At 72.9% G+C, this 24,626-nt stretch carries 22 protein-coding genes and 1 pseudogene; 8 read left to right on the forward strand and 15 right to left on the reverse strand.

From position 1 onward, the window contains the following. Window positions 1–167: pseudogene (locus AC3ET4_RS06955) on the forward strand (RNA-guided endonuclease TnpB family protein); the annotation flags it as partial. Between the two features lie 34 nt (window positions 168–201). On the opposite strand, the gene AC3ET4_RS06960 reads toward AC3ET4_RS06955, so the two are convergent. The 6 genes from AC3ET4_RS06960 to AC3ET4_RS06985 form a co-directional block, all read right to left on the reverse strand. Next, window positions 202–468: a hypothetical protein gene (locus AC3ET4_RS06960; protein ID WP_431947031.1), complete on the reverse strand. Its 267-nt coding sequence runs from the start codon at window positions 466–468 to the stop codon at window positions 202–204. A gap of 174 nt (window positions 469–642) precedes the next feature. Continuing rightward, window positions 643–792 carry an MFS transporter small subunit gene (locus AC3ET4_RS06965; RefSeq protein WP_431947033.1) on the reverse strand — a complete coding sequence of 50 codons (150 nt, stop codon included), beginning with the start codon at window positions 790–792 and terminating at the stop codon, window positions 643–645. Then, window positions 789–2,180: an L-lactate MFS transporter gene (locus tag AC3ET4_RS06970; protein ID WP_431947035.1), complete on the reverse strand. Its 1,392-nt coding sequence runs from the start codon at window positions 2,178–2,180 to the stop codon at window positions 789–791. Before AC3ET4_RS06970 ends, AC3ET4_RS06965 begins: the two co-directional genes overlap by 4 nt. Window positions 2,181–2,422: 242 nt before the next feature. Then, complete coding sequence (locus AC3ET4_RS06975) at window positions 2,423–3,202, reverse strand: chitosanase (protein ID WP_431947220.1); 780 nt, start codon at window positions 3,200–3,202, stop codon at window positions 2,423–2,425. 343 nt (window positions 3,203–3,545) lie between these two features. Then, complete coding sequence (ykgO, locus tag AC3ET4_RS06980; protein WP_319140616.1) at window positions 3,546–3,668, reverse strand: type B 50S ribosomal protein L36; 123 nt, start codon at window positions 3,666–3,668, stop codon at window positions 3,546–3,548. A gap of 201 nt (window positions 3,669–3,869) precedes the next feature. Further along, window positions 3,870–4,103 carry a hypothetical protein gene (locus tag AC3ET4_RS06985; RefSeq protein ID WP_431947037.1) on the reverse strand — a complete coding sequence of 78 codons (234 nt, stop codon included), beginning with the start codon at window positions 4,101–4,103 and terminating at the stop codon, window positions 3,870–3,872. A gap of 269 nt (window positions 4,104–4,372) precedes the next feature. Here AC3ET4_RS06985 and AC3ET4_RS06990 point away from each other — a divergent pair, with 269 nt between their 5' ends. Continuing rightward, the gene (locus tag AC3ET4_RS06990; RefSeq protein WP_431947039.1) at window positions 4,373–5,584 is read left to right on the forward strand and encodes a PP2C family protein-serine/threonine phosphatase; all 1,212 of its coding nucleotides are present in this window, start codon (window positions 4,373–4,375) and stop codon (window positions 5,582–5,584) included. 560 nt (window positions 5,585–6,144) lie between these two features. On the opposite strand, the gene AC3ET4_RS06995 is transcribed toward AC3ET4_RS06990, so the two are convergent. The 3 genes from AC3ET4_RS06995 to AC3ET4_RS07005 form a co-directional block, all read right to left on the reverse strand. Beyond that, on the reverse strand, window positions 6,145–7,035 hold the full coding sequence (locus AC3ET4_RS06995; protein WP_431947041.1) for an FAD binding domain-containing protein: 891 nt from the start codon (window positions 7,033–7,035) through the stop codon (window positions 6,145–6,147). A 263-nt stretch (window positions 7,036–7,298) separates the two neighbouring features. After that, the gene (locus AC3ET4_RS07000; RefSeq protein WP_431947043.1) at window positions 7,299–7,865 is read right to left on the reverse strand and encodes an isochorismatase family protein; all 567 of its coding nucleotides are present in this window, start codon (window positions 7,863–7,865) and stop codon (window positions 7,299–7,301) included. A gap of 195 nt (window positions 7,866–8,060) precedes the next feature. Beyond that, window positions 8,061–8,552: a GNAT family N-acetyltransferase gene (locus AC3ET4_RS07005; RefSeq protein ID WP_431947045.1), complete on the reverse strand. Its 492-nt coding sequence runs from the start codon at window positions 8,550–8,552 to the stop codon at window positions 8,061–8,063. A 911-nt stretch (window positions 8,553–9,463) separates the two neighbouring features. Between AC3ET4_RS07005 and AC3ET4_RS07010 the strand changes: the two genes are divergently transcribed. Both AC3ET4_RS07010 and AC3ET4_RS07015 read left to right on the forward strand, forming a co-directional pair. Next, complete coding sequence (locus AC3ET4_RS07010) at window positions 9,464–9,787, forward strand: DUF3040 domain-containing protein (RefSeq protein ID WP_431947047.1); 324 nt, start codon at window positions 9,464–9,466, stop codon at window positions 9,785–9,787. A gap of 281 nt (window positions 9,788–10,068) precedes the next feature. Beyond that, window positions 10,069–11,259 (forward strand): damage-control phosphatase ARMT1 family protein, encoded by a 1,191-nt coding sequence (locus AC3ET4_RS07015; RefSeq protein ID WP_431947049.1) that lies wholly within the window; start codon window positions 10,069–10,071, stop codon window positions 11,257–11,259. 60 nt (window positions 11,260–11,319) lie between these two features. On the opposite strand, the gene AC3ET4_RS07020 is transcribed toward AC3ET4_RS07015, so the two are convergent. Continuing rightward, window positions 11,320–11,607 carry a DUF6295 family protein gene (locus AC3ET4_RS07020; protein ID WP_431947051.1) on the reverse strand — a complete coding sequence of 96 codons (288 nt, stop codon included), beginning with the start codon at window positions 11,605–11,607 and terminating at the stop codon, window positions 11,320–11,322. Next, the gene (locus AC3ET4_RS07025; RefSeq protein WP_431947053.1) at window positions 11,607–12,344 is read right to left on the reverse strand and encodes a dienelactone hydrolase family protein; all 738 of its coding nucleotides are present in this window, start codon (window positions 12,342–12,344) and stop codon (window positions 11,607–11,609) included. The genes AC3ET4_RS07020 and AC3ET4_RS07025 overlap by 1 nt, the downstream gene beginning before the upstream one ends. A gap of 473 nt (window positions 12,345–12,817) precedes the next feature. On the opposite strand from AC3ET4_RS07025, the gene AC3ET4_RS07030 reads away from it, so the two are divergent. Further along, entirely contained in the window at window positions 12,818–15,007 is a 2,190-nt protein-coding gene (locus tag AC3ET4_RS07030; protein ID WP_431947055.1) for a protein kinase domain-containing protein, read from the forward strand. A 44-nt stretch (window positions 15,008–15,051) separates the two neighbouring features. Here AC3ET4_RS07030 and AC3ET4_RS07035 read toward each other — a convergent pair whose 3' ends face one another. Both AC3ET4_RS07035 and AC3ET4_RS07040 read right to left on the reverse strand, forming a co-directional pair. Then, window positions 15,052–15,282, reverse strand: a complete 231-nt coding sequence (locus AC3ET4_RS07035; protein ID WP_431947057.1) for a hypothetical protein — start codon at window positions 15,280–15,282, stop codon at window positions 15,052–15,054. A 196-nt stretch (window positions 15,283–15,478) separates the two neighbouring features. Next, window positions 15,479–17,914, reverse strand: a complete 2,436-nt coding sequence (locus tag AC3ET4_RS07040) for a SpoIIE family protein phosphatase (RefSeq protein ID WP_431947058.1) — start codon at window positions 17,912–17,914, stop codon at window positions 15,479–15,481. A gap of 999 nt (window positions 17,915–18,913) precedes the next feature. Here AC3ET4_RS07040 and AC3ET4_RS07045 point away from each other — a divergent pair. Further along, window positions 18,914–19,360, forward strand: a complete 447-nt coding sequence (locus tag AC3ET4_RS07045; protein ID WP_431947060.1) for a lamin tail domain-containing protein — start codon at window positions 18,914–18,916, stop codon at window positions 19,358–19,360. Between the two features lie 271 nt (window positions 19,361–19,631). On the opposite strand, the gene AC3ET4_RS07050 is transcribed toward AC3ET4_RS07045, so the two are convergent. Together AC3ET4_RS07050 and AC3ET4_RS07055 are read right to left on the reverse strand one after the other, a co-directional pair. Further along, window positions 19,632–21,605 (reverse strand): purple acid phosphatase family protein, encoded by a 1,974-nt coding sequence (locus tag AC3ET4_RS07050; protein ID WP_431947062.1) that lies wholly within the window; start codon window positions 21,603–21,605, stop codon window positions 19,632–19,634. A gap of 130 nt (window positions 21,606–21,735) precedes the next feature. Continuing rightward, window positions 21,736–22,944: a HupE/UreJ family protein gene (locus AC3ET4_RS07055; RefSeq protein WP_431947064.1), complete on the reverse strand. Its 1,209-nt coding sequence runs from the start codon at window positions 22,942–22,944 to the stop codon at window positions 21,736–21,738. A gap of 173 nt (window positions 22,945–23,117) precedes the next feature. Here AC3ET4_RS07055 and AC3ET4_RS07060 point away from each other — a divergent pair, with 173 nt between their 5' ends. Together AC3ET4_RS07060 and AC3ET4_RS07065 are read left to right on the forward strand one after the other, a co-directional pair. Beyond that, complete coding sequence (locus AC3ET4_RS07060; RefSeq protein ID WP_431947066.1) at window positions 23,118–23,795, forward strand: type 1 periplasmic-binding domain-containing protein; 678 nt, start codon at window positions 23,118–23,120, stop codon at window positions 23,793–23,795. Between the two features lie 245 nt (window positions 23,796–24,040). Beyond that, window positions 24,041–24,559: a hypothetical protein gene (locus AC3ET4_RS07065; protein ID WP_431947068.1), complete on the forward strand. Its 519-nt coding sequence runs from the start codon at window positions 24,041–24,043 to the stop codon at window positions 24,557–24,559. Window positions 24,560–24,626: the final 67 nt, after the last annotated feature.

Here is a 24,626-nt window from a genome sequence, read left to right on the forward strand (position 1 = left end):
AGCACGCACTTCCTCTTTCGGAACGTACCTACACCTGCACCGCGTGCGGAGTCGTATCCCCCAGGGACAAGAACTCCGCGCGCGTGATGCTGGTACGGGCTGGTCTCAACCCGGCTGGCGTCGAGGGCGTAAGACCTCCGGGGGCGCTGCTCCCGGAGGCAGCCTGAGCCAGGAATCCCCTCCCTTCAGGGAGGGGAGGTGTCAAACGAGCCCGCTGCCGGTCCAGTGGTCCCCGGCGATCCACAGGACCGCGATGAGGGTGTCGAGCGCGCCCAGGACGACGGCGACCAGCGGTAGCACCGGCTTGGCGCCCCGGCGTGTGCGGTTCATGGCGCGCCGGCCGCACACGACCGCGACCGGCCCGAGGACGATGCCGAGAACGAAGAACCCGGCCACCGCGCAGACCAGGCCGAGGGAGACCAGGGTGCCGGGGCGCGCGCCGGTACGCGTATCGCTGCTGTCTGACATGTCTTCTTCTTCCTTGCCTTCACGGCTCGGGTCCGCGTCCCGGGCCGTGAAGCGGGCGGTTCCGACGTGATCAGGGGCCCCGTCTCCCGCGCTGGGCGCCCGCCGTACGCGGGACCACCGCGGGCCGCCCGGTCCGTGCGGACGGGGCGGCCCGTGGCGGAGATCGCGGCCCGGTCAGCCGGTGAACAACTGCTTGAGTTTAAGGCCGAGTTCATACACGCCGTAGGCGAAGGGCGCGCCGACCCACAGCCAGGCGACGACCTTCAAGGGCATCCGGTCGCTCCCGGCAGAGGCGGCGGGGGGCGTGGGGTTCGGGGCGGTCATCGGACGGCTCCTTCCGACGTGGGTTCGGTCGCGGCCTTGGTCTCGGCGGACGGCCCGTCATGATGCCGCGGGTCGACGGGGCGTACCAACTCGTTGGCGACGAAACCGATCACCAGGAGCACCATCATGATGATGAACGACGTGGAGTAGAGGTCGGGGCCGGTCCGGCCCGCCGACTTCTCGTGGTCGGCGATCGCGTTCACGATCAGCGGCCCGAGCACGCCTGCCGTGGACCAGGCGGTGAGCAGCCGCCCGTGGATGGCGCCCACCTGGTACGTTCCGAAGAGGTCCTTGAGGTAGGCGGGCACGGTGGAGAACCCGCCGCCGTAGAAGGACAGGATGACGGCGGCGGCGACGATGAACAGCGGCTTGGACTCGTCCCCGAGCAGGGCGATCAGCAGGTACAGCAGGGCTCCGGCGCCGAGGTAGAGGCGGTACATGTTCTTCCGCCCGACCAGGTCGGAGGTGGCGGACCAGCCGAGCCGGCCGAGCATGTTGCCGAGCGACAGCAGTCCGACGAAGCCAGCGGCGGCCGTGGCCGTCACCGGGGTGGAGGTGTCGGCGAAGAAGTCGGTGATCATCGGCGCGGCCTTCTCCAGGATGCCGATGCCCGCCGTGACGTTCATGCAGAGCACCACCCACACGCACCAGAACTGCGGTGTCCGCAGCGCGTTGCGCGCGGACACCTGGCCGGTGGTGACGAGCGGGCGCCTGGCCTCGGCCGACGGGTTCCAGCCGGCGGGCCGCCAGTCGTCCGCGGGCACCCGGATGAGCAGCACTCCGAAGGTCATGAAGACCGCGTAGACGAGGCCCATCACCAGGAAGGTCTGTGCGATGCCGGAGGAGCCTGCGCCGAAGGAGGAGAGCAGTTCCGTCGACCAGGGCGAGGCGATGAGCGCCCCGCCGCCGAAGCCCATGATGGCGATGCCCGTGGCGAGGCCCGGCCGGTCGGGGAACCACTTGATGAGTGTGGAGACCGGTGAGATGTAGCCGATGCCGAGCCCGATGCCGCCGACGAGGCCGTAGCCGAGGACGATCAGCCAGTACTGGCGCGTGGCGGCGCCGAGGGCCGAGATGAGGAAGCCGGAGGAGAAGCAGAGGGCCGACACGCACATGGCCCACCGAGGCCCGTTGCGCTCGACGAGCGTGCCGCCGAACGCGGCAGACAGCCCGAGCATGACGATCGCGAGCTGGAAAGGCAGCGCGGACTGGGTGCCGCTCAAACCGAGCGAGGACTCCAGCGGGGGCTTGAACACGCTCCAGGCGTACGCCTGCCCGATGGCGAGGTGGATGGAGAGCGCGGCCGGCGGTACCAGCCAGCGGCTCCAACCCGGCGGTGCGACCGTTCTGGCACGGGTGAGGACGTCTGGTACGCCTATTGACGCCATGGGGAGTACCTCTCTGAGGGGATGTGACCCACGGGACCGTACAACTTTCACCCACCCCTGGATAGGGCGATCGAGTGGCAATGTGCAGTGGTGGTGGGCGCGTTCGAGACCATAGGCGCTCGATGCGGGAGATAACGACGGCTGCGAGTCCGCGGCGAGGGCGGACCGGACCGAGCCGGTTCGGCACCGCGACGGGCGGCCCCCGAGCCAGGGGGACCGCCCGCGGTGTGACATGTGGGGCGTCACTGGCCGATGGTGTACCGGTCCCCATAGACGTGCCAGGTGAGCGGCGGGTCGAGGTCGAGGTTGCCGTCGTCGAGGAAGACGCGCTGCTCGGTGTCGACCCGGCTGGTGTCGCTGTGCGCCTCCTCGGTCTTCATCGCCGCCTTGCGCGCGTCGAGGAAGGCGTTGAGGTACGCCGTCTCGTCGCCGCCCTGCGCGGGGCTCGCCGCCCTGGACAGGGCCGTCCTGCGGATGCCGCCGAAGCTGACCGCGTCCTCGCCGGGGCCGTGCATCACGATGGCGTCGTAGTACGCGAACTGGCCCAGTGCGCGCAGCCCGTCGGCCTTGGCCCGTGCGACGGCGGGGTCGAAGTACACGCGGTCGCGCTCGTCGTTCTGCGCCTGCTGGAACGCCGGGTCGGCGGTCGCCGCGCGCCAGGCGTTCTCGAAACCCGAGCCGAGGCCGCTGTGCGAGTCGGTTCCGTTGACGCGGCGCAGCGCGGGCAGGTAGCCGGCGAGCGCGTTGCCCGGCACGCGGTCGGTGTACAGCTCGACCAGCTCGAGCATGTCACCGGTGCCGGAGCAGAAGCCGATGATGCCCGCCGTGTAGCCTCGGCCGTCGCCGATGTCCTCGATGTACCGGTACTGGGCCTTCCAATCGAGCGTGGAGTTCTCGGCGCTGGACACCAACTGCATGGCGATGTCCTTCTTGTGCGGGTCGTCGAGCCCGGAACCGGCCGCCGCGGCGGCCGGTCGACGGCGCGCTGCCGGGTCCGGTGTCGCGGCGCCGGCGGTCGGCAGGCCGACCGCCAGGGCGCTCGCGGTCAGTGCGGCGGTCGCGTACCCGAGGACGCGCCGGCGCGGGAGGGTGCGTGCATGACGCTGTGGGGGGATCTGCACGGCTGACTCCGTCGGTCAGAGGTTAGGAAACCTTCCTAACGGCGCCACATTGAAGCACCGGGCCGATCGAACGCCAAGGGGTCGAACGCGAACTCGGCAGCGCTACCGCCCGCGCGCGGCGAGTCGGGATCGTCTCGGAGGCAGGCACCGGGCGCCTTCGCCCGGACGGCTGACGCGCCGCGGGCGACACACGCGGGCGCCGTGCCGTCCGGACGGCACGGCGCCCGCGTGGCGTTCCTGCGGGTCAGCCCTGGCGGGCCTTGAAGCGGGGGTCCCTCTTGTTGATCACGTAGACCCGGCCGCGACGGCGGACGATCTGCGAGCCGGGGGTGTTCTTGAGGGAGCGCAGCGAGGCACGTACCTTCACCGGGCGCCTCCTTTCGGGCATTTTCTGAACCCACCATGCCAACGCACGGAGGCCGCGGTTTCTTCCCGCCCGCCCCTGTGCCAGGCCCTCGTGGGACGCGCTCCCCGTGTGCGCCGGCAGGGCGGCCCCGTCCGCACGCGCGCCCGGGGGCGCCCTCCGTCTTCACGGAAAGCGCCCCCGGAGTCGCGGAGCGATGCCGCGTCAGCGGCGGTGGTGGCTGAGGACGTGGTGGTGACGGTGGTGGCGCTGGCCGTGCCAGCGGTTGTGGTGACGCTTGCCGTGGTGGCTGTGGTGCCCGCGGCCGTGGTCGCCGTGCGTGGCGTGCGTGCCGTGGCTGCGGACGGACTCCGGCGTGACGGCGCCGGCGCCCGCCGCACCGCCCAGGACGACGGCGACGGCCACACCGGCCGCGGTCACGAAACGGGGAACGCGCATGGAACGACTCCTCTCTCCGCGGGTGCCGACCGGCACCCGCATCGGGTGGGACACGAGAAGCGTGGGTCCTCGGCCTGCCCTTCGTGGTGCGGCGCGCCCGTATCGACACTCGATCTACTGGAATACGGCGTTCTGCGGAACCGGCGTCTGTAGGCGATACGAGGAGGGCTCCGCGGCGGTGCGGCGAGGGTACGGCCGTGTTTGCGCCGCCGAGGCCGGGGCAGGCGCTTCGAGTCCCGGCCCCGCGAGGAGACAACCCACGACGGGCGATGGTGACGGTGGACGACACCGGCTTCGGCACCCTGCTGAGCGGACTCCTGCAGCGCGCGCACGAGGTCGCCCCCGAGGAATGGGGCGCCGAGCTCACGGGCGCCGCGCAGAGGATCGGCGTGGACGAGGTCCGAGTGCTCCTGGCCGAGGTCCAGCAGGCCAGGCTCGTCCCGCTGCCCGGCGACGCGGCCGACTCCCCGGGTCGCGACGCCGTGGCCGTCGACGGCACGCCCGCGGGCGCCGCCTACCGCTCGGTCTCCTTGCGCCTGAGTGAGCGGGACGACCGGATCACGATCTGGCTCCCCCTCCTCGACGGTGGGGAGCGGATCGGCGTCATGGAGGTCGCCACCCACCGGATCGACCCGGACCTGCTGGCCCGCTGCAGGGCGCTCGCCGACGTCACTGCCCTGACGCTCGCCTCCAAGGCGAGGTCCTGCGACGACCTTTCGCGGCTCGTCCGCGGCCGCCCGATGAGCACCGCCGCGGAGCTCGTGTGGGCCTTCCTGCCACCGCGGACGGTCGGTACGGCCGAGGTGACCTCCAGCGCCGTGCTGGAACCCGCCTACGAGGTCGGCGGTGACGCCTTCGACCACACGCTCATGGGTCACCACCTGCACCTGGTGCTGGTCGACGCGATGGGCCACGATCTGGCCTCGGGCCTCGCGGCGGCCGTCGCGCTGGCCGGCTGCCGGGCGGCCCGGCGGGCCGGCGCCGACCTGGCTGAGATCGTCAAGACCGTGGACGAGGCCCTGTACGAATGGGTCCCGGACCGGCACGCCACCGCCGTCTTCGCCGACCTCGACGTCCGCAGCGGGCAGTTCTCCTGGGCGAACTGCGGGCACCCTCCGCCCCGGCTGATCCGCGCCCGGCGCGTCGTCACCGGCGCCCTGGAGCGCGAGGCGGAACTGCCCCTCGGTCTCGGCCCCGCATACGGCGGTAGGCCGCGCTCCGTCCACTCCACACGGCTGGAGCCGGGCGACCGGGTGCTCATCCACACCGACGGTGCGATCGACTCCCGCGCCGAGAACGCCGAGAACGGTGACACGTTCGGCGAGGAACGTCTCACCGAGTACGTCGTGCACGCCACCGCGGCCGGCGATCCCGCCCCGGAAGTGCTGCGGCGCCTCGTCTGCGCTGTCCTGGCGCACCGCCACGGCCGCCTCGACGACGACGCCACGTTCCTGCTTGCCGAGTGGCACCCCGGCCGCTGAGCCCGTCCGCCGAGGCGTTCCCCCGGGGGTTCGGCGGACGCGTTGGGCGTCCGGAGGGGCGCACGGGGCCTGTGAAGCGGGGCTTTGCGCGGCTTTACGCCGCGTACGTCCATATGTGGAATGGTGTGTCGTGTGAATTATGTTCGAATGGGTATGCGAGGTCGTGAAGACTTGAGGAGGCGTCCGGCAGTGGACACGCGCAACGGCCACCCAACCAGCACCCGTATCCCTCGAGACCAGCAGATACGCACCTGCAGGCCTGCTGTGGTGAAGGAGGGGCGGGGCAATCCGCCGAGGGAGCCCGACAGCGGCAAGGACTGGAACATCGTCAGGGGAGAGGACTAGGCTCCCGGAGCCCTCCGTGACCGAGCGGGACCACTGCCCGGCGCCGGTGGGAAGGTGAGCGGTCGTGTCGAACCGTGAACGCGCCCACCGGCGGGGTGGTGGCCCGCTCATACCGGCGCCCGGCCCTCGAGCCGTCGTCCGCGTGCCCGGGACTCGCCAGGGTCGAGCGAGGAAGGCGGAAAAGGCCGCCCATGCGGGAGGCCACGTCCGATGTGTCACCGCTCCTGTACGGCGGCGGCCGGCGCGGCCGCCCTGGCGAGGGCGCGCCGAAGGGCCCTTGCGGTCACTTCTCCTGCCAGGCGCCGTCTGTCGTCGGCCGTCCCTCGGCTGTCGGGGGCGGGGGAGCAACTCGCCGACGCCACCCGCCCGGCTTCCTCGATGAGCGCCGGAGACGGCGGACGGTCCTCCAACAGCTCCTGCACGGCCTCCGCATGCGGCCCGGTGGCGCCGACCACCGCCAGGCCGACGCCCACATGTGTCATGCGTCCCTCCTCCAGGCAGAGCGCCACACCGGCCGCCGCCACCGCGCCCTCACCGGCCGCGCCGTGTGACTTCTCGTAGGCACTGCCGGAATTCGGCCGGATAGGGAAGCGCACCTCGGTGAGCATCTCCCCGGCGCCCACCGCCGTCCGGTACGGGCCGCGGTGGAAGTCGGCCATGGCCACGGCCCGTTCGTCCGCGCCGCCGCGGATCACCGCCACCGCCCGCAGTGCCGCGCACACGGCCGGCAGGTCCTCGGACGGGTCGGCCCGGCACAGCGAGCCGCCGATGGTCCCCCGGTTGCGCACCGGCGGGTCGGCGATCGTCCGCTCGGCGTCGTGGATGATCGGGAAGTGCCGACCGACCAGCGGCGAACCCAGCAGGGTGCGGTGCCGGGTGAGGGCGCCGACCCGCAGTTCGCCGCCGGCCTCCTCGATGTGGTCGAGTTCGGTGCAGTCGTTGATGTCGACGAGCAGCTCCGGCCCCGCCAGCCGCGATCTCATCATGGGGAGCAGGCTGTGCCCTCCGGCGAGGACGCTGGCCGCCCCGCCGAAACGCGCCAGCAGTTCCAGGGCCTCCTGGACGCTCTGCGCCCGCTGGTACTCGAACGAAGCGGGAACCTGCACGGCACCCTCCTTCCCTGCCAGGACGGTGCACGGTGTCGGTCGTTGCGCCGGGGCGTATGCGGTGAACACTCGCGCCGTCGGACGGGCGGTCAACGGCAACTGTACGAGAACGGCCTTACCGCCTGCGACAGTTGGCGCCCGAACAGATCTGGTGGTCTCAGGACGGCTCCGGTCTCGGGGCGGCTCCCATCGCGAGCGATCCGGTTCCGGGCGGAGCCGGGCGCCCTCGCCGGAAGGTGCCATGGGCGCCCGCCCGGGGCGGCTCAGCCGGCGTCGGCAGGCGTGAAGGAGACGTCCGCGGTGTCCACGGTGCCGCCGCGCCGCCCGGGAGCGCTCTGGTACTTCCAGTACAGGTTGGTGTGCGCGATCACCAGCTCCGGCCCGGGCGCCCCGTAGGCACTGAGGTCCTCCGTGGTGTGCGCGTCGCCGACGAGGGTGACGTCGTAGCCGCGGACGAGCCCTCCGTGCAGGGTCGAGCGGATGCAGGCGTCCGTCTGGGCTCCCGCGACGACGAGCCGGCCCACGCCGCGGTCGGCGAGCACCGATTCCAGCTCGGTGTCCTCGAAGGAGTCTCCGTAGAGCTTGTGGATCAGCGGCTCGCTCTCCTCGCGCACCAGCTCCGGCACGTACTGCCAGCTGTCACTGCCCTTCGGGAGGTCCTCGTCCGAGTGCTGCACCCAGACCACCGGCACGTCCTCGGCCCGCGCCCGGCCGATCAGCGTGGTGATGTTGGCGATGACGGCGTCACGGTTGTGCGAGCCGTTCACCACCCCGTTCTGGACGTCGATGACGAGTAGCGCGGTCTTCGGACGGTCGGAAAGCGTTGTCATGGAACTTCCGTTTCTCGTCGCGTGCGTATGCCGTCCGCATCCTAGGCACGACCACTGACAATCCCTCCGGGGCAGCGGTGGCCCGGGCGCGCGCTCGGTTGGAGCACGCCACGCGGCGCGCCTGACGCCCGCGGCGAGGAGCCCGCCGACGGCGCGCCCGGCCGGCGTTCGGCCGAAGCCCTCGCCTTGCGCCCCTCAGCCCGCGTGCCGCAGCCAGACGTACGCGACCGGCTGCGGCAGGTTCCACTCGGCGGCCAGTTCCGCGGGGACCGGGACGTAGCCGGCCCCGAGGTAGCAGCGCAGCGCACCATCGTTGTCGGGGTGCACCCGCAGGAAGACCTCGGCCAGGCCGGTCAGCCGCGCCCGGGCGGTCAGCTCGGTGATCAGACGCCGCCCGAGGCCGCGCCCGCGGGCGGAGGGCGCGACGATGACGCGGGCGATCTCGACCTCGTCCTCCTCGGCGTCGACCCAGAGTTCGCCGTATCCGACGAGTTCCCGCCCCTCGTACAGCAGGTGGGCCTCGACGTCCTCCGCGTCCCGCCATTCCGCGACCGCCGCGCCCGGCAGAGGGTGCTCCTGACGCCCGCACCACAAGGAGACCTCGCGCGCCGTGGCGGGCCACCCCGCCACCGTGTCGGCGTACGCCGTGCCGGCCCTGTCGTGCCCTTCGGCCCGGAGCAGTTCCATCGATCCTCCGCGTCTCGTGTCCGGCCGGACCCTCGGCTCGAGCAGCAGTCGTACCACTCGACGAGTTCGCCCAGCCGATCCTGCCACGAGGGCGAGGCGGCGCTTGCCGTGTCGTACGGCGGCGGGGGGTGCGGGGATAGCGGAGGCGGGCCACGGCGCGGCTCCCGTGGGACCGTCCCTGATGCCGGGCGTACGAAGGGCCCAGAGCGGATGGTCCCGCGCCCGTCCGGAGAAGGCGCGGCGCCGAGATCCCACGGCCCGCAGGTGCGGAACGGCGTGCCCGCTCGACGACCGCAGCCGCCGCTACGGCAACGTCCCCTTCGCCCCGGATGACGTCCGCGGCCCGGACGCCGGCCCGGTGCTCACGTCCGCCATGACGTGGCTCGAGCGGTTGTCGGGGCTGCGCGGGACACCGGCGCGGTCGTACCCGACGGGGAGGTCGCACGGCCGGCGGTCTTGGTCGAGGGCTGGGGGCGGGGTCCCGGGGTGGGGAGCGGCCCCGGCTCGGGTCCCGGGGCCGGCGGCGCGGGATCGGGGGGCACAGGGTCCGGACCCGGCGGCGGAGGAGGGGTGGGCGGCAGCGGGTCGGGGCTGACCGGAGGCGGCGTCGGGCCGGGCGAGGGTGTGGGGCTCGGGGGCACCGGATCGTGGGGCTGAGTGGCGTTCGTGGTCATCGAGCCTCCCGTTCGGCCTTTTCCGCTGAGGGGCGTGTACCCGGGAGCCTGCCGCTCACACGGCACCGCCGCCCGGCATGAGCAGCACCAGGGGAGGGGCCCGCCACCTCGGTGCGGATCCCTCCTTCGCGGCCCCGGCACATGTGGCCGGTTCGCGACCGCAGAGCGGCCGTCCCTTCCCCCATTCGGGGTAAAGGACCGGTAGGGACGGCTGGGCCGCTGGCGGAGGTGGTGGCGATGGAGGGTTCAGGGCTCACGGAGCACGAACGGCGTGCGCTGGCGGAGATCGAGGCCCGGATGCGCGACGACGACGTGCTCGAACGCCAATTGCGTACGCTACGCCTGGAACCGGAGCCGCGTCCCGGCCCCGCCGACCTGTTGCGGCGGCCGCGCGCCCTGCTGCTCATACTGCTGGCGGTCGTCTCCCTCGGGCTGCTGATCGCCTCGACGGTGACGACCCTGCTGGCGGTCGTCTGCGCCTTCGTGGCGACGTGGCTGCTCACCCTGGTCGTGGCCGTCCGGCTCCCGGGCTCGGGACGCCGCCGCGGCGGCCACCGCTGAACCGGTCGCCGCCTCCGTACGGCTGCGGCCTGCCAAAGGCCGTTCCTCGGGGTGAGCAGGGCCGCCGGTGGCACGCCGCACACGACCCTGCGGCGTGGCAGGCGATGTGTCACCGCCGCTCTCGCCGCCGTCGGCGGTGCCCGCGGACCCGCCCGCGTCGGTACCGTCCCGGTGCGGTGCGTGCCACGTCTCGCGCGTAGGGCCCGGAGCCCACTCGACCCCCGCTGCCTGGGAGAATCGCCGCGACGACTGCCCCGCTCCCGACCGCTGGAGGACGACGCATGGGTGGACACCCCGAGGGCACCACCGGCCCCGCGCTCACGCAGGCACCGCCGATCACCTGCGAGGAGCCCGGGTCCTTCGCCCGCAGCGTCTTCGCGGAGCGGCATCCCGTCCTGGTCCGCCGGATCCTGGACGCCGTCCCGTACGGTCCGGAGCGCCGCCGGGGCTTCGAGGCGCTGCTGGAGGAGACGCTCTCCGGCACGGTCGCCGAGCTGCCGGGAGACGCGCCGGACCGGGCCGCGTGGGAGGAGTGGGGGCGCGGCCGCTTCGGGCGGCCCTGGCTGGAACTCCCCTTCCTGTGGTCGGAGTCGTACTTCTACCGCCGGCTGCTCGGTCCCGCCGGGTACCTCGCCGCCGGGGCGTGGCACGGCGTGGACCTGTTCGCGCCCTTCAAGGACGCCGAGCTGGACGGCCCCGGCTTCGCCGCCGACCTCACCGCCCTGGACGCGCTGCCCGGCCTCGCCCCCGCCGAACGCGAACACGCGCTGCTGACGGCCGCGGTGTGGGGGAACCAGGCGGACCTCGGCTTCACCATGGTCGCCGAGGCCGGCTCCGCGGCCCCCGGCACTCTCGTCGTGGACGAGTCGGAGCGGCTGTGGCCGCTGCTGGACGGCGGCACGGTCGTCGTCGTCACCGACAACAGCGCGCGCGAGGTCCTGGCCGACCTCGCTCTCGTCGACGACCTCCTGGCGAGCGGCCGCGCCGGTGAGGTGCACCTGCTCGTCAAACCGCGCCCGTACTACGTCTCCGACGCCACCACCCAGGACGTCCTGTCCTGCCTGCGCCGGATGGCCGCCGCCCCCGGAGAGGCCGCGCGCATCGCCGGACGGCTGCTGGGGGCACTGCGCGGGGGCCGGCTCGCCCTGACCGCGCCCCCCTTCGCCTGCGCGCCGCTCGGCTATCGCGACATGCCGGACGACCTGCGAGAACGCTTCGCGGCGGCGCAGTTGACGGTGATGAAGGGCGACCTCAACTACCGGCGTCTGGTGGACGACCGGCACTGGCCCGCGACGGTGCCGTTCGCGGACGTCACCGCGTACTTCCCGGGGCCGGTCGCCACCTTGCGCACCCTCAAGTCCGACACCGTCGCGGGGCTCGCCCCGCAGACCGCGGCCCGGCTGGACGCCGACGGCGCCTCGTGGCGCACCAGCGGCGCGCACGCCTTGGTCCAGGTCGCGGTCCCGGGGTGACGGCCCACGCGTCCGGTGCGCCGCGGTCAGCCCGCCGGTGCGGTCAGCCCGCCGGTGCGGTCAGCCCGCCGGTGCGGTCTGCCCGGAGGAGGCCAGCCCCGGCGGGGCGGCCGCCAGCGCGGAGCGGATCGCGTCGACCAGGGCCAGCGCCGCCTCCTCGGTGAGCTCGACGGCGACCCGGGCCGAGGGGCCCAGCGCCGGGTTGAGGAAGTCGATGTTGACGGTGTGCTCGTACGGCGCGTGCTGCGGGTGGTCGACGTAGACCATGGCCTCGGTCAGCCCGAAATAGCCCTGGGCGCCCTTGCCGCTGCCGTCGATGCGGATCTTCTCGGTGAGGTACGTGCACATCAGAGGTGCTCCCTGAAGAAGGCCAGGACCTTGGACCACCCGTCGACCGCTGCCTGGGGGCGGTAACTCGGGCGGTTCACGGCGAAGAAGGCGTGGCCGGCGTTCTCGTAGGTGTGGAACTCGTACGGCTTGCCGTGCGCCTCGAGCTCCGCTTCCAGCTCGGCGACGTGCTCGGGGGAGGGGAAGCTGTCCTCCGCTCCGAACAGACCCAGCAGGGGGCCGTGCAGATCCTTCGTCAGGTGGACGATCGGCTCGATCTGGAGGGGGAAGTCCTCCGGCGGCCGGCCCGTGACGAAGGCGCCGTAGCAGTCGACGCCCGCCTGCAGATCCAGTGAGGCCAGCGCGAGGAAGGCCTGGCGCCCACCGGAGCAGTAACCGATCACACCGACCCGGCCGTTGGACGACGGCAGGCCCCTCAGGTACGCGGCGGCCCCCGCGGCGTCCCCGAGGAACCGCTCGTCCGGCACGCCGCCCTGCGCGCGCGCCGCCGCGGCCGCGTCGTCCGGCGACGCGCCGGGCGCCTCGCGGCTGTAGAGGTTCGGGCAGACGGCCGCGAAGCCCTCCGCCGCGAACCTGCGGGTGATCTCCTTGGTGGGGTCGTCATAGCCGGGCATGTGGTGGATCACCACGACGCCGCCGTACGGACCGGGCGTCATGGGGCGGGCGGAGTACGCCTCGATACGGTCGCCGCCGTGACCGGTGACGGTCACGGTCTCGGCGAGGAGTGCGTCATACATGGGAGGTCATCCTTCCGGAGGGACGGATGATCATTACTCTATGCCGCACGGTGTCCCGCCCGCCCCCCGGCCGTGCCCTGCGGCCCCTCCGCGGCCCCGCGGCTTCGCTGCACGCCCGGCGCGACGCACGCCGTCCGGGACCGCCCGCGACGGGTCGGCGCGCCGCGCCGTGAACGCCTGGGTGGGTGCTTGTCGCCGTGGGTGCGGCGCCGAGGCCTCGCTCTCGGCTGCCCGCGGCGGACGGGGACGAGTCGGCCGCCGCCGGATCATCGCGTGACCGGGTCGCGCGGCCGGTGCTTCCGCGCTGCCGCCCGGGCCCGGCGGCGCGTCCGGCGCCGCTCGTGGCCCCGGCGGGGGCGCGCGCCGGGCCGCGCGAAGGTGGACGAGTGGCGCTGCAGTCCGGCGATTTGCCGCACTTCAGGCGATGTGCGATACGTGGAGGAGGGGCTCGCACCGCTCGCCGAGGAAGTGCCATGACAGGAGCGCACGAGGACGTCGGGCGCGTGGTCACCGGACGCTACCGGCTTCTGCGCCGGCTCGGCGTCGGCGGCATGGGACGGGTGTGGCTCGCCTACGACCAGGAGCTGGCCTGCGAGGTCGCCGTCAAGGAGATCGTCCTGCCGCCCGACCTCCCGGAGCACGAGGTGAGCTCCCGCATCGCCAGGGCGCGCGGCGAGGCCCGGCACGCGGCGCGGCTGCGGAACCACCCCCACGTCGTCACCGTCCACGACATTCTGGAGGAGGACGGCCTTCCCTGGATCGTCATGGAGTTCGTCCCCGGAGCCATGGATCTGGAGGCGGTGGTGCGCGAGCGCGGGCCCCTGCCGCCCGCGGAGATCGCCAGGATCGGGCTGGCCGTGCTCGACGCCCTCCTCGAGGGGCACCGCCTCGGCATCCTGCACCGGGACGTGAAACCGGCGAACATCCTGCTGACCCGCCCCGGCGGGCGGCCCTCCCGCCCCACCGAGGGCGGCGGGCGCGTCATGCTCACCGACTACGGCATCGCCCTGGAACCCAGTTCGGACGAGGCCCGGCTCACCGCGACCCTGGAGATCCTCGGAACCCCGCGCTTCATGGCCCCGGAGCGCGCCGGCAACCAACCGCCCACCGCGGCGGGCGACCTGTTCTCGCTCGGCGCCACCCTGTACTACGCGCTGGAGGGCTACGGCCCCTTCGACCGCGACACCGCCCTCGCGACGCTGAGCGCCCTGCTCTTCGAGCCGCCCACCCCGCCCGGGCGGGAGACCCGGCTGACGCCGGTCCTCGTCGGCCTGCTCGCCAAGGACCCCGCGGACCGGATGAGCGGTGAGGAGGCCGCCCGGCGCCTGTCGGCCGTGGCCGCCCGGCCGCTGCCCGTGTCTCCCGACGCACCGGAGGAGCCGCCTGCGAGCGCACCGTCCGGCATCGGTCCGTCCGGCATCGATCCGCGGGTGAGTGCGCCATCGGCGAGCGCGCCGCCCACTAGTCCGCCGCCCGGACCGTTTCCCGCCCCCGGTCCCCCGTCCGTCTCCAGGCCGTCCGTCGCACCGACGACCGAACTCCCGCTCCCGGAGGGCTCGTCGCGCTTCTCCGGGCCGCCCCCCGGCCCGCTGCCGCCGCAGACCGACGAGGGCGTGCCGCGGCCCGCCCCGCGCCGACGCCGGCACCGTCGGGCCGGTGTCGTCGCGGGCGCGGTGCTGGCGGCGCTCGCCCTGGTGGTCGCCGGCGTCTACCTGACACGATCCCCTTCGCCGGGTCCCGGCCATGTCGCGCCGACATCGGTGGAGTCGATCAAGGTCGGCGACTCCCCGCACGGGGTGGCGGTGTCACCGGACGGCGCCCGGGGATACGTGGCCAACTACAGCTCGGGGACGGTGTCGATGATCGACACGGAGCTGAACCGGACCGTGGGCGATCCCATCCCCGTCGGCCGCTTCCCGAAGGGCGTGGCGGTGTCGCCCGACGGCCGCAAGGTCTATGTGACCAACAACTACGCGGGCTCGGTCTCGGTGATCGACACCGCCGAGCAGCGCACCGTGGGCAAGGCCGTCTCCGTGGGCTCCAGCCCGGAGGGGCTGGCGGTCTCGCCCGACGGGAGCCGGGTCTACGTGGCCAACGGGACCTCCGGTTCGGTGTCGGTGATCGACACGAGGAACAACCGCACGGTGGGGGAGCCCATCCCCGTCAGCCGCTTCCCGCGAGGTGTTGCCGTCTCTCCCGACGGGAGCACCGTGTATGTGACCAGCTTCGGCCGCAACAGGGCCTCGGCCTCGGTCACGGTCATCGACGCGGTGGCACGCCGCGCGGTGGGCGATCCCATCCTGGTGGGCCGCCGGCCGGAGGGGCTGGCGGTGTCGCCGGACGGTCGGAACCTCTACGTGGCCAACGAGGGGTCGGGATCGGTGTCGGTGATCGACACCAGGAAGCAGCACACGGAGGGCGATCCGATCCCCGTCGGCTCCGGCCCCGCCGGTCTGGCGATGTCACTCGACGGGCGGCATGTCTATGTGGCCGACGGGCCCTCCGGTTCGGTGTCGGTGATCGACACCGCGGAGAACCGCACGGTGGGCGAGCCCATCTCCGTGGGCTCCCGCCCGGAGGGCCTGGCCGTCTCGCCGGACGAGCACCGCGTCTACGTCGCCGACGCCGCCTCCGGCGCGGTGTCGGTGATCACGTTCCCGTGAGCGTCCGTCGGCCCTGCGGGTCCGTTCGGCCCGGCCCGCCGGCCTCAGGGGGGAGTGCAGCCCGGCGGCTCCCACACCGGGTTGCCGTCGCTGTCGTTGTGGTAGCTCGTGCAGTCCTCGCTGGGCGCCATACGTGAGCTCTGCGTCGCGCCCTCCGCCGCCTGGGACGCCGCCTGGGCACCCGCCACGCCCACCGCTCCGGCGAGCACGGCGGCGGCGCACGACGCGCCGACGAGGTGCCGGATGCGGGCACGCTTCTCGATAGCTATCGGCATTTTTGACCTCGTTGGGATGTAATGTCCGCTTGGTATGTCTTCAGGGTGGGAGTCGGTCGACGACGGTGTCAACGCCGCCGACGCCGATCCGCGCAGCGGTTACAGAATCGGGAAGTTCGCCGACCCCGGGCCGCCGCACGAGGGTGCCGACGCGCAGCCGGCCGCCCGCCCGCCCCGCCGGACGCCGCCGGCTCCGTCAGCCGCCGTCGGCCGCGGGTTCCGCGGGCAGCGGCTGCTCGGCCCAGTTGGTCTTGCCGCGGGCGTGGTAGCGCGTGCCCCAGAGCGACGCGAGCTGCGAGACCAGGTAGAGCCCCCGGCCGCCCTCGTCGGTCTCCAGGGCCCGCCGCACGTGCGGGGAGGTACTGCTGCCGTCGCCGACCTCGCAGATCAGCCGGCGGTCGCGGATCAGCCGCAGCCGCACCGGCGGTGAGCCGTAGCGGATCGCGTTGGTGACGAGCTCGCTGACCAGCAGCTCGGTGGTGAACCCGAGCTCCTCCAGGTGCCACTCGGCCAGCTTCGCCAGCACCAGTCCGCGCGCCCGGCCGACCGACTCCGGAGCGTCCCGCAGCTCCCACAGGGCGTGGCGGTCCGGCGGCAGCCGGTGCAGCCGGGCCACCAGGAGCGACATGTCCTCCGTGGGAGGCCCGTCGGGCACGAGCAGGCGCAGGGCCGCGTCGGCGATCTCGCCGGGCGTGTTCCCGGAAGAGGCCGTGGCCTCGGTCAGCGCCCTGCTCAGCCGGAGGGCGGCCTCCTCCTCGGGCCCGGCGGCGAGCAGCCCCTGGGTGTGGAGGACGAGCAGTTCGCCGTCCCTGTGGACCACCTCCAGGCACTCGAACGGCTCGCCGCCGCTTCCCAACGGAGATGTCGCCGGGGACCGGCTCACCGACACCACGCCGTTGGGGCTCACATGGGCCGGCAGCGGGTGCCCGGCGCTCGCCACGGCGGAGTGCATGCTGATGGGGTCGAAGACCATGCAGAGGCAGGTGGGGGCGGTGGTTCCGGGGGTGGGCCCGCCCTGCTCGTCCTGGAAGCGCTTGACCTGGTCGCTCAGATGCGTGAGCAGTTCCACCGGCGCCATGTCCAGGTCGGCCAGTGTCCGGACCGCCGTTCGCAGCCGGCCCATCTCCACCGCCGAGTACAGCCCGTGCCCGCCCGCCTCGCCGATGACCAGGGCGGTCCGCGCCCCGGAGAGCGGGATGACGTCGAACCAGGTGCCGCCGGGCTCGGCGTCGCCTCCGCGGGACAGGCGCCGCGCCGCGGTCTCCACCGTCGCCAGCGCCGGCAGCCGCTCGGGCATGAGGCTGCGCCGCAGAGCCAGTGCCGTGGCCCGTTCCCGGGTGTACCGGCTGGCGTTGTCGATGCACACGGCGGCACGCGCGACGAACTCCTGGGCGAGCCGGACGTCGTCGGCCTCGAAGGCGTGGGCCCGGGAGAACCGTACGAAGAGCGCCACGCCCAGCGCCGCCCCCCGTGCGAACATCGGCACCAGCAGCCACGACCGCACGCCGAAGGCGCGGATCTCCTCCGCCCGGGCGGCATCGGCGGCCTCGAGCTCGACCTGCATCTCCTCGCCCGTCAGCAGGACCGGCTTCCCGTTGGCCAGGGCTCTGGCGGCCGGGGAACCGGGTGCGGACGCGAAACGGTCGACATCCCCCTGATCGAGGGTGTTCCGCGCCGGCCCGCCGGGGATCATCGTCGCCACCGCGCGGCGCAGGAGCACCGGCTCGGAGACCGGCCAGGGCGGCGGTTCCGCCCCTCGGAGCACCGAGTCCAGGAGGCTGACGGAGCTGAAGTCGGCGAACCGCGGCACGGCCACGTCCGTGAGCTCCTGGGCCGTGCGCAGCACGTCCAGGGTGCTGCCGATGCGCGCGCTGGCCTCGTTGACGAGGTCGAGCCGCTCCCGGGCCCGCGCCTCGGTGGTGAGGTCGAAGACCATGTGGGCCAGGGCCACCACGTCGCCGTCGGAGCCGCGCAGGGGCAGGATCGTCTCCGACCAGACCGTGTCCCGGTCCGGGTCGCGGGGGTCGCGGCCGTGCACCTCGCTGCCGATCATGGCCCGGCCCGAAGTGAGCACCAGCCGCTGGCGCGCCTCGAAGGCATCGTGGTCCAGCAGGCCGGGCGGCGCCACCTCGCGCATGGTGCGCCCCACGAAGTCGTCGGGGAAGCTCGTCGTGCGGATGCGGGAGTCGTTGCGGGCCAGGAAGCGCAGATCCGTGTCGAAGACGTCGATGATGAACGGCGATTCGGTGAACAGGCCGCGCAGCAGCGCACCGAGCAGGTCGTCCTGCCGCATCACATCGGCGCCCTCCGCCTGGAGCAGCCACTGGTCCGGCGCCAGGGGGTGCCCCCACAGCACCGCCCCGACAGGCACGCCCTTACGGTGCCGCAGCAGCAAGGGGCCGAGGAAGACCGAGCGGTCAAGGGGCATCATGCCCGCGACGCGGTTGCCGTCGGCGCGGGACCACAGCAGCCGGGACACCGGCCCGCGGGCTTCGGCGGCCGTCCAGCCGAGCAGCCGTTCCGCGCCGGGGGTCCAGCTCCGCACGCTGCCCCGGGCGTCCACGACAGCGAAGGCGTCGCCTCTGGAGCGGGGGAAACCGTCAGGGGCGTCGGCGAAGGGCGTGCCGCGCATGTCCACCCGTCACGCCCGCCCGGTCCTGGCCCGCCCATGGATTCCCACAGACCAATACTGCCCGCCGTCAAGATCTGGGGCACGCGGTGCGTGGTCCCCCTACCGCGTGCCCTGCCAGGACGCGACTGATCGGGCGCCGCGGCTTCCCGGCTGCCGGCCCGCCGGCGCACCGCCGGTGCGGGGCCGCGGCCGACCCCCAGGCGTTGCCGCACCCTGTCCCGACGCATGGCGTCCCCGATCGGGCCGGGCGTGTCGCGGCGGGGGCGGTGCCCGCGCATGGGGTCCCCGCCGCACGGCGGACCCCTTCGGGCCCGTCCGCCTCGGCGCCCGTCCTGCCGCCTTCTTCCCTGGAGGCCGGGACCTGCCGCTCACCGGTTTCCGGGCCTCGCCCGGCGACAGCTCGAGGACCTGCGGACGGCCCGGACCGGGTACCCGCGCCGGACCGGTCGCCCCGGCTCACCGGCGGGGGGCCGTGACGTGACCCGCCGCGCTCAGTGGCCGGCGGCCCCAGGCGGAGACCATTGGGCGCCGTGGCCAGGTCGAGCGTGCCGGTGGCGACGTTCGTCAGGTGGCGGTCGACCTCCCCGGGTCCCCGCCCCGACCCGCGTGTCCAGCAGATAGCCGTGGTCCTGTGCCGGGCCGCCCTCGTGGCCCGCGCCGTGTGCCGCCACGGTGCGATTCTCCGTTACCGAGGCGCGGCTCGGGGCGCCGGGGACCGCCCGGCGATCAGGGCCCTCGTCCGGGTGACCCCAGAAAGCCGGGACAGCGGTGCCGAGCGGGTGCATGCGTGATGCAGGTAGGTGCTGAGGCACTTCAGGCTGACAGATGAGGCTTACAGCTAACAGTTACGGATATGTCCGCATTCTGTAACGCGAAGCGATTGTTCCGGTTGTGTGCGCCGCCGCTGGGCCAGAGTGAGGCCATCGGCAACCGCCGAAGCATCCGCACCGCGGGAACGGCCCGAAGGGGCCGGGAACGCAACCTTGTTGAGGGGGCATCATGTCTGCTCGTATCACCCGTCGTGTCATCACCACCGTCCTCGCCTCCGGAGCGGTCGTGGCCGCCGCCGCCCTGCCGGCCACCGCGGTGGACCACCGGGACCACGGCCGGTCCCCGGTGGTCATCGGCGACGTCAACACCCGCGACGGCCACGGCCGCTTCGGCCGCGGCGGCGGCGAGTGGATCGAAGTGGTGAACACCAGCCGCGGCTCGGTGAACCTGCGCGGCTGGACCCTGTCGGACCGCGACGGCAACCGCTACCGCTTCGGCAACGTGCGCCTCGTCGGTCACTCGAAGCTCCGCGTGCACACCGGCTTCGGCCGTGACAGCCGGCGCGACGTCTTCCAGGACCGCCGCAACTCCGTGTGGGACCGCCGCGACACCGCGACCCTGCGCAACGACCACCGCCGGATCGTGGACGTGAAGTCCTGGAGCGGCCGCCGCTGACCGAACGCCCGATCCCGGCCGTGCCGCGCATCCCGTGGCCGGTGCGGCCCCCCCACCCTCGTCCACGGCGTGGGGGGGGGGGGGGGGAGGGGGGGGGAGGGGGGGGGGGGGTGGGGGGGGGGGGGGGGGGGGGGGGGGGGGGGGGGGGGGGGGAGGGGGGGGGTGGGTGGGGGGGGGGGGTGGGGGGGGGGTGGGGTGTCTATGGGCCCAGGAGGCACCCCCCCCCCCCCCCCCCCCCCCCCCCCCCCCCCCCCCCGTCAAACGGGTACGGTCAGCTGCTCAGCGCAGTGATCGTGAGGGTGGCGCGGTAGCCGCCCTTGGTGACGCTGTCCGGGATCTTCAGGTCCAGGTCGGCGCCGAGCTTGGCGGAGCCGCGCGGGTGGCCCTGCTCGGCGGAGCCGAGGCCACGCGAGTCGGACAGGCCCTTGCCCTGGTCGTCGTAACCGGAGGCCACCGGGTCACCGGCCACGGCACCGGCGCCGCCGTCGAGGACGTACGGGGTCCAGCCGAGGTAGGAGCCGGAGAACGTCTTGTCGGCGTCCTTGAAGTCGCCGACGTTGGCCGAGATCGACCACGGGGCGAGCGAACGGCGGCTGTCGGAGACGAGGATCGGGTTGATCTTGCCGCCCGCGACGAAGTGGTCGCCGTTCTGCTCCTTGGCGGTACCGAGGTCCACCAGGCCGTTGTAGCCGTCGATCGTCCAGCCGAACTCGCCCGGAGCCGGGTTCGGGACGTTGACCTGCAGGTCCTGCTTGTCACCGTGGTACGGGTGCACCGTCACCTTGTCGACGAGCGAGCCGACGGGCTGGCCCTCGGGGGTGTTGTTGCACCACTCGCCGTTCTCCACCTCGGAGTTCGGGGCCGCGCAGGTGCCGCTGCGGACGTTCTCGACCACGAGCTTGTCGTTGCGCACCTGGACCTTGACGTAGGTGCGGACGTGCTCCTGGTTCTGGACCGAGTTGTACCAGTAGTTGCCCGGGTTCAGCGGGTCGGCGCCGTTGCCCGCGCCGCTGGTGCCGCTGCTGTCCGGCTTGGTGATGTCGTAGTACTTCGAGCCGGAGGCGGAGTTGGCCGTCACGTAGAGGACGCCGCCGGGGCCGGGGTACACGTCGGCGGCACCGGGCTGCTCGGCCGGGTTCGCCTTCTCACCGTTCTTGATCAGGTAGCTGCGGGAGTAGCTGTGGTCGTGGCCCTGCAGGACGAGGTCCACGCCGAGCTTGGAGAACGTGGTCGGGAAGTCCGTACGACGCAGCTTGTTGTCGCCGTCCTTGGCGTGCGAGGCCGGCGAGTAGATCGCGTGGTGGTAGACGAGGACCTTCCACTTGGCCTCGTTGCCGTGCTTGTTGATGACGTCGGTCACGTAGTTGATGTGCGCCGCGTCACCGCCGCCGTTGGCGGAGTTGTAGCTGTTGCTGTTCAGGTCGATGAACAGCACGTCCTTGTAGATGTACCAGTAGTCACCGCCGGACTTGGTGCCGTCGGGGTTCCCGTTGTCGTAGTACGGGGCCGAGCGGTCGGTGTTCGGGGTGGTGAAGTGCTGCTCGTAGGCCTTGCCGCCGACGTCGTGGTTGCCGATGGTGGCCGCCCACGGGTACTGGCGCAGACCGTCGGGAGCCAGGAACGACTTCCAGTGGTCCTCGTTGTTGGCGCTCTCGACCTGGTCGCCGCCGGACACCAGGAGCTCGGCGTTCGGGTTGGCCTTCAGCGAGACGTCGACCGTGTCCTGCCAGCCGGCCTGGTCCTTCGCCAGGTTGCCGGAGGAGCCGATCTGCGGGTCGCCGTAGAACAGGAAGTCGTACTCGCCCTCGAAGTCCTGGGTCTTGAAGGAGTACGCGGTGGACCAGTTGCCCTCGCTGCCGACCCGGTAGGAGTACTGGGTGTTCTCCTTCAGACCGGTGATCGTCGCGTGGCGGTTGTAGCCGCCGCTGGTGGCGATGTTCGCCGTGCCGGTGGCGTCGAAGACGGCGGCGTCGGCCGGGAACTCGTTGTTCACCAGCTGCGCGGTCGGGGCGACCTGGATCTTCTGCGCCGTGTCGGCCGAGGAGTACCACGTCACGGTGCGCTGCGTCTCGTTCGCGCCGACGCCGAGGACGATGCCGCTCAGGGTGGCGGAGTCGGCGGCGGAGGCCGTGCTGACCAGGCCGTTGCCGAGGGCGACCGTCAGGCCGAGGAACGCCGCGGTGGCCCCGGTGGCCACACGGCGCCGCGCGGACCCGGAGGTCCGCGGGGAGTTGCTCGATCTCATCTCTGTCTTTTCCTTCTGTGCACACATGGTGTGCAGCGAGTGGAGATGCCCACGCTCACCGCGGCAGGTAAAGCGAACATAAATACGAGCTGCGTGGCAGTTGAACATCGCACGAGCGCTGAACGGAATCTCAGACTCCGGCCACGCGCTGCACGAACCACACCAGCCCCATCACGGCCACCCCCGCGGACAGCGCGCCCGTCGCCCACAGGCCCGCCCGCGGCGAACGGCGGCGCAGCACGACCAGCAGCGGGAAGACGACGGCGATGATGGCCAACTGGACGACCTCGATGCCCACGTTGAACACCAGCAGGGACCACAGCAGCGTCCACGACCACGCCTCGTCGATGCCCAGCGCGCCCGCGAAGCCGAGGCCGTGCACAAGGCCGAAGCAGAACACGACACCAAGGCGGGTCCATCCGGCCCTGTCCAGGCTGAAGTGCCCCTGGCCGGGGGCCTCGAGCTCGGTGGCGTGGTCACCGCGCCGCCAGACGCGCCACAGGTACCAGCCGGCGACCACGGCGATCGACAGCGCGATGACCGGCTCCACGATCCGCGACGGCACGTCGACCACGCCGAGCGCGGCCAGCATGAAGGTGACCGAGTGCGCCAGCGTGAAGCTGGTCGCCGCCAGCACGATCTCGCGCGGCCGCCGCGAACCGGCGATCAGGGCGAGGAGGAACAGGATGTGGTCGATCCCGCTCAGCAGGTGCTCCGCGCCCAGGCGGAAGAACTCCCAGAACCGCTCGTACCACGCCTGCCCGAGGGAGAAGGAGGGGTGCTCGGCGTCGAGGGCGGCACTGCCCGACCTGCCGTCGACGGCGTACGTGACGATGGTCTTGGTCCCCTTGACGTACCCCTCGGCGTCCGGGAACAGGCCGCTGCGCACCGCGCGGTCGTCGCCCTGCGGGCAGCGCCAGTCCAGCCGGAGGGTGGTGTACGGCACGCCCTCCCGCATGCCCATCGTGAAACCGCCGGCCCGGGCCGCCGTGCAGGCGGCGCCGTCCGAGGTCACCGTGAAGCGCCGACTCGCGTACGCGACGGCGGACTTCGCGTGCGCCTCCAGCGCCGCGGCCTGGGCGTGGGAGTCACCGGCGTCGAAAGCTGCGGTCCCTGCGCGGAAGAGGGCGTCGTCGTGCCCGGCGTCGGCGGCCGACACGACGAAGAGGTCGTACTCGAGTTGCAGCGTCGTACGGAGGCGACCCCCGTCGGTGGAGGCGACGTCCGCGTACACGGTCGAGGTGAAACCGTGCGCGAGTGCGGGCTGCTGCCCGAGGCCGAGGATCGCGATCACCGCCGCGATGATCCAGAGAAAGCTGCGGCGGACGCGTTGTGACATGGTGGCTCCTTGAGGTTGCCCCTGCACGGTGCACGCCATGGGTGAACCGGAACCGGCCGTTCGGCGAATCCTGCGCGAACAACCGCGATGACGGCCCCTCGTGGATGGAGCGGGCCGGAAGCGGAATGCAGGATGGGACAGCACCACCTGTCACCACCCGGAGGTCGATCGCCTTGCGCCCCCCGCTCCGCGCCGCCGCCACCCTGGCAGCGGCCGCCGCGCTGCTCACCGGATGCGGCTCCGGCGACGACTGGTCGAAACCGCACCCGCGACCCAGTGCCATCGGCACCCCCGGACCGGGATTCGTCGACCGCGCCGACCCACCCGCCCCCGAGGCCACCGCCACCCCGAGCCCGGGCTCATGGTCCCGGGTCCACCCCTCCGAGGGCTACCGCGTCGCCCTGGTGACCTCGGGCGACGACCGCCCGACCAAGGAGCTGGTGACCGCGGTCGAGGAATGGGCCCGGGCCGAACACGTCGACCTCAGGAAGGTCGCCATCGACCACCCCGCCGACCTCCTGCCCGGCATCACCCGGGCCCTCGACATGCACCCGGACCTCATCGTCAGCGCCGGCAACGACCTGATCGACCCCATGGCCACGGTCACCCCGAACCACCTGTCCCAGCAGTTCCTCGTGGTGGGCGCGGAGTTGGCGGAGCCCACCGGCAACGTCACCGCCGTGGACTGGTCCGGCGCGTCCTTCCGCGGCGAGGGCCTGGGCATGTCCTCGACGTACGATCCCGCGTCCTTCACCCCCGCCCGCTGCGCCGCGGCGATCCGCGCGGGCGTCGCGTCCGTCCTGGGCGGCGTGACCGGGATCGTCCTCTGGCTCGACGAGCACGGGGGATAGCGTCCACGGCACCATCGGCAGGCACGGCGGCATCGACTGGCATCAACTGGCACCGCATGGCACCACCTGACGCCACCCAGTGCCACACCCCACCGCGGATGACGCATCTGGCACCCATGGCACCATCGCCACCCGATCAGCCAGCGTTACATTTCCCCAGGTCAGGCCACCCGCGACCACTCAACCGCCCCGCGGGGCACCACCAGGGGCTTGCGCTTGCGCCATTGTGGTGCCACCATGGCGTCATGGACCTCACCCCGTATGTCGACACCCTCCGCCGCGAGCTCGCGGTGGCCGCCGCAGCCGGCGGGGAGGACGCGCGTGCGCTGGCCGAGCGGCTCACCGCTCCCCTGGAGTCGGCGACCCGCCTGACCATGCTCAACGTGCTCTCCGCCGCGATGGACGAGATCACCCGCGAACTCGCCCCCGGCTCGGTCGACGTACGGCTGCGCGGCCTGGACCCCGACTTCGTGGTGACGCTGCCGCCCACCGGCGGCGACCCGGCGGACGGGGGCCTCGTGCCCGTCGAACCGCCCCGGGCCGCTGTCCCGGCCGAAGGCGACGAGGGGGCCACCGCCCGCGTCAACCTCCGCCTTCCGGCCCACCTCAAGGCCCGCGCCGAGGAGGCCGCGAACCGCGAGGGCCTGTCGGTCAACGCGTGGCTGGTGCGCGCCGTGTCGACCGCGGTCGGCGGCGCCCCGCAGGCCCGTGCGACGGAGAGGACCCGCACCACCGGACAGAGCTTCCGGGGCTGGGTGCGCTAGCCGCGCCCGCGCCCCGACCCACTTCGCCCACACCACGTCCCACCAGCGGGGACGACCCCAGGACTCA

It is taken from the genome of Actinacidiphila sp. bgisy167 (assembly GCF_057707665.1).

What these genes read in the sequence shown, in the direction of transcription:
- AC3ET4_RS06960 (WP_431947031.1), bottom strand. Translation starts at nt 468, where the DNA reads ATGTCAGACAGCAGCGATACGCGTACCGGCGCGCGCCCCGGCACCCTG.
- AC3ET4_RS06965 (WP_431947033.1), bottom strand. Translation starts at nt 792, where the DNA reads ATGACCGCCCCGAACCCCACGCCCCCCGCCGCCTCTGCCGGGAGCGAC.
- AC3ET4_RS06970 (WP_431947035.1), bottom strand. Translation starts at nt 2,180, where the DNA reads ATGGCGTCAATAGGCGTACCAGACGTCCTCACCCGTGCCAGAACGGTC.
- AC3ET4_RS06985 (WP_431947037.1), bottom strand. Translation starts at nt 4,103, where the DNA reads ATGCGCGTTCCCCGTTTCGTGACCGCGGCCGGTGTGGCCGTCGCCGTC.
- AC3ET4_RS06990 (WP_431947039.1), top strand. Translation starts at nt 4,373, where the DNA reads ATGGTGACGGTGGACGACACCGGCTTCGGCACCCTGCTGAGCGGACTC.
- AC3ET4_RS07000 (WP_431947043.1), bottom strand. Translation starts at nt 7,865, where the DNA reads ATGACAACGCTTTCCGACCGTCCGAAGACCGCGCTACTCGTCATCGAC.
- AC3ET4_RS07005 (WP_431947045.1), bottom strand. Translation starts at nt 8,552, where the DNA reads ATGGAACTGCTCCGGGCCGAAGGGCACGACAGGGCCGGCACGGCGTAC.
- AC3ET4_RS07010 (WP_431947047.1), top strand. Translation starts at nt 9,464, where the DNA reads ATGGAGGGTTCAGGGCTCACGGAGCACGAACGGCGTGCGCTGGCGGAG.
- AC3ET4_RS07015 (WP_431947049.1), top strand. Translation starts at nt 10,069, where the DNA reads ATGGGTGGACACCCCGAGGGCACCACCGGCCCCGCGCTCACGCAGGCA.
- AC3ET4_RS07020 (WP_431947051.1), bottom strand. Translation starts at nt 11,607, where the DNA reads ATGTGCACGTACCTCACCGAGAAGATCCGCATCGACGGCAGCGGCAAG.
- AC3ET4_RS07025 (WP_431947053.1), bottom strand. Translation starts at nt 12,344, where the DNA reads ATGTATGACGCACTCCTCGCCGAGACCGTGACCGTCACCGGTCACGGC.
- AC3ET4_RS07030 (WP_431947055.1), top strand. Translation starts at nt 12,818, where the DNA reads ATGACAGGAGCGCACGAGGACGTCGGGCGCGTGGTCACCGGACGCTAC.
- AC3ET4_RS07035 (WP_431947057.1), bottom strand. Translation starts at nt 15,282, where the DNA reads ATGCCGATAGCTATCGAGAAGCGTGCCCGCATCCGGCACCTCGTCGGC.
- AC3ET4_RS07040 (WP_431947058.1), bottom strand. Translation starts at nt 17,914, where the DNA reads ATGCGCGGCACGCCCTTCGCCGACGCCCCTGACGGTTTCCCCCGCTCC.
- AC3ET4_RS07045 (WP_431947060.1), top strand. Translation starts at nt 18,914, where the DNA reads ATGTCTGCTCGTATCACCCGTCGTGTCATCACCACCGTCCTCGCCTCC.
- AC3ET4_RS07050 (WP_431947062.1), bottom strand. Translation starts at nt 21,605, where the DNA reads ATGAGATCGAGCAACTCCCCGCGGACCTCCGGGTCCGCGCGGCGCCGT.
- AC3ET4_RS07055 (WP_431947064.1), bottom strand. Translation starts at nt 22,944, where the DNA reads ATGTCACAACGCGTCCGCCGCAGCTTTCTCTGGATCATCGCGGCGGTG.
- AC3ET4_RS07065 (WP_431947068.1), top strand. Translation starts at nt 24,041, where the DNA reads ATGGACCTCACCCCGTATGTCGACACCCTCCGCCGCGAGCTCGCGGTG.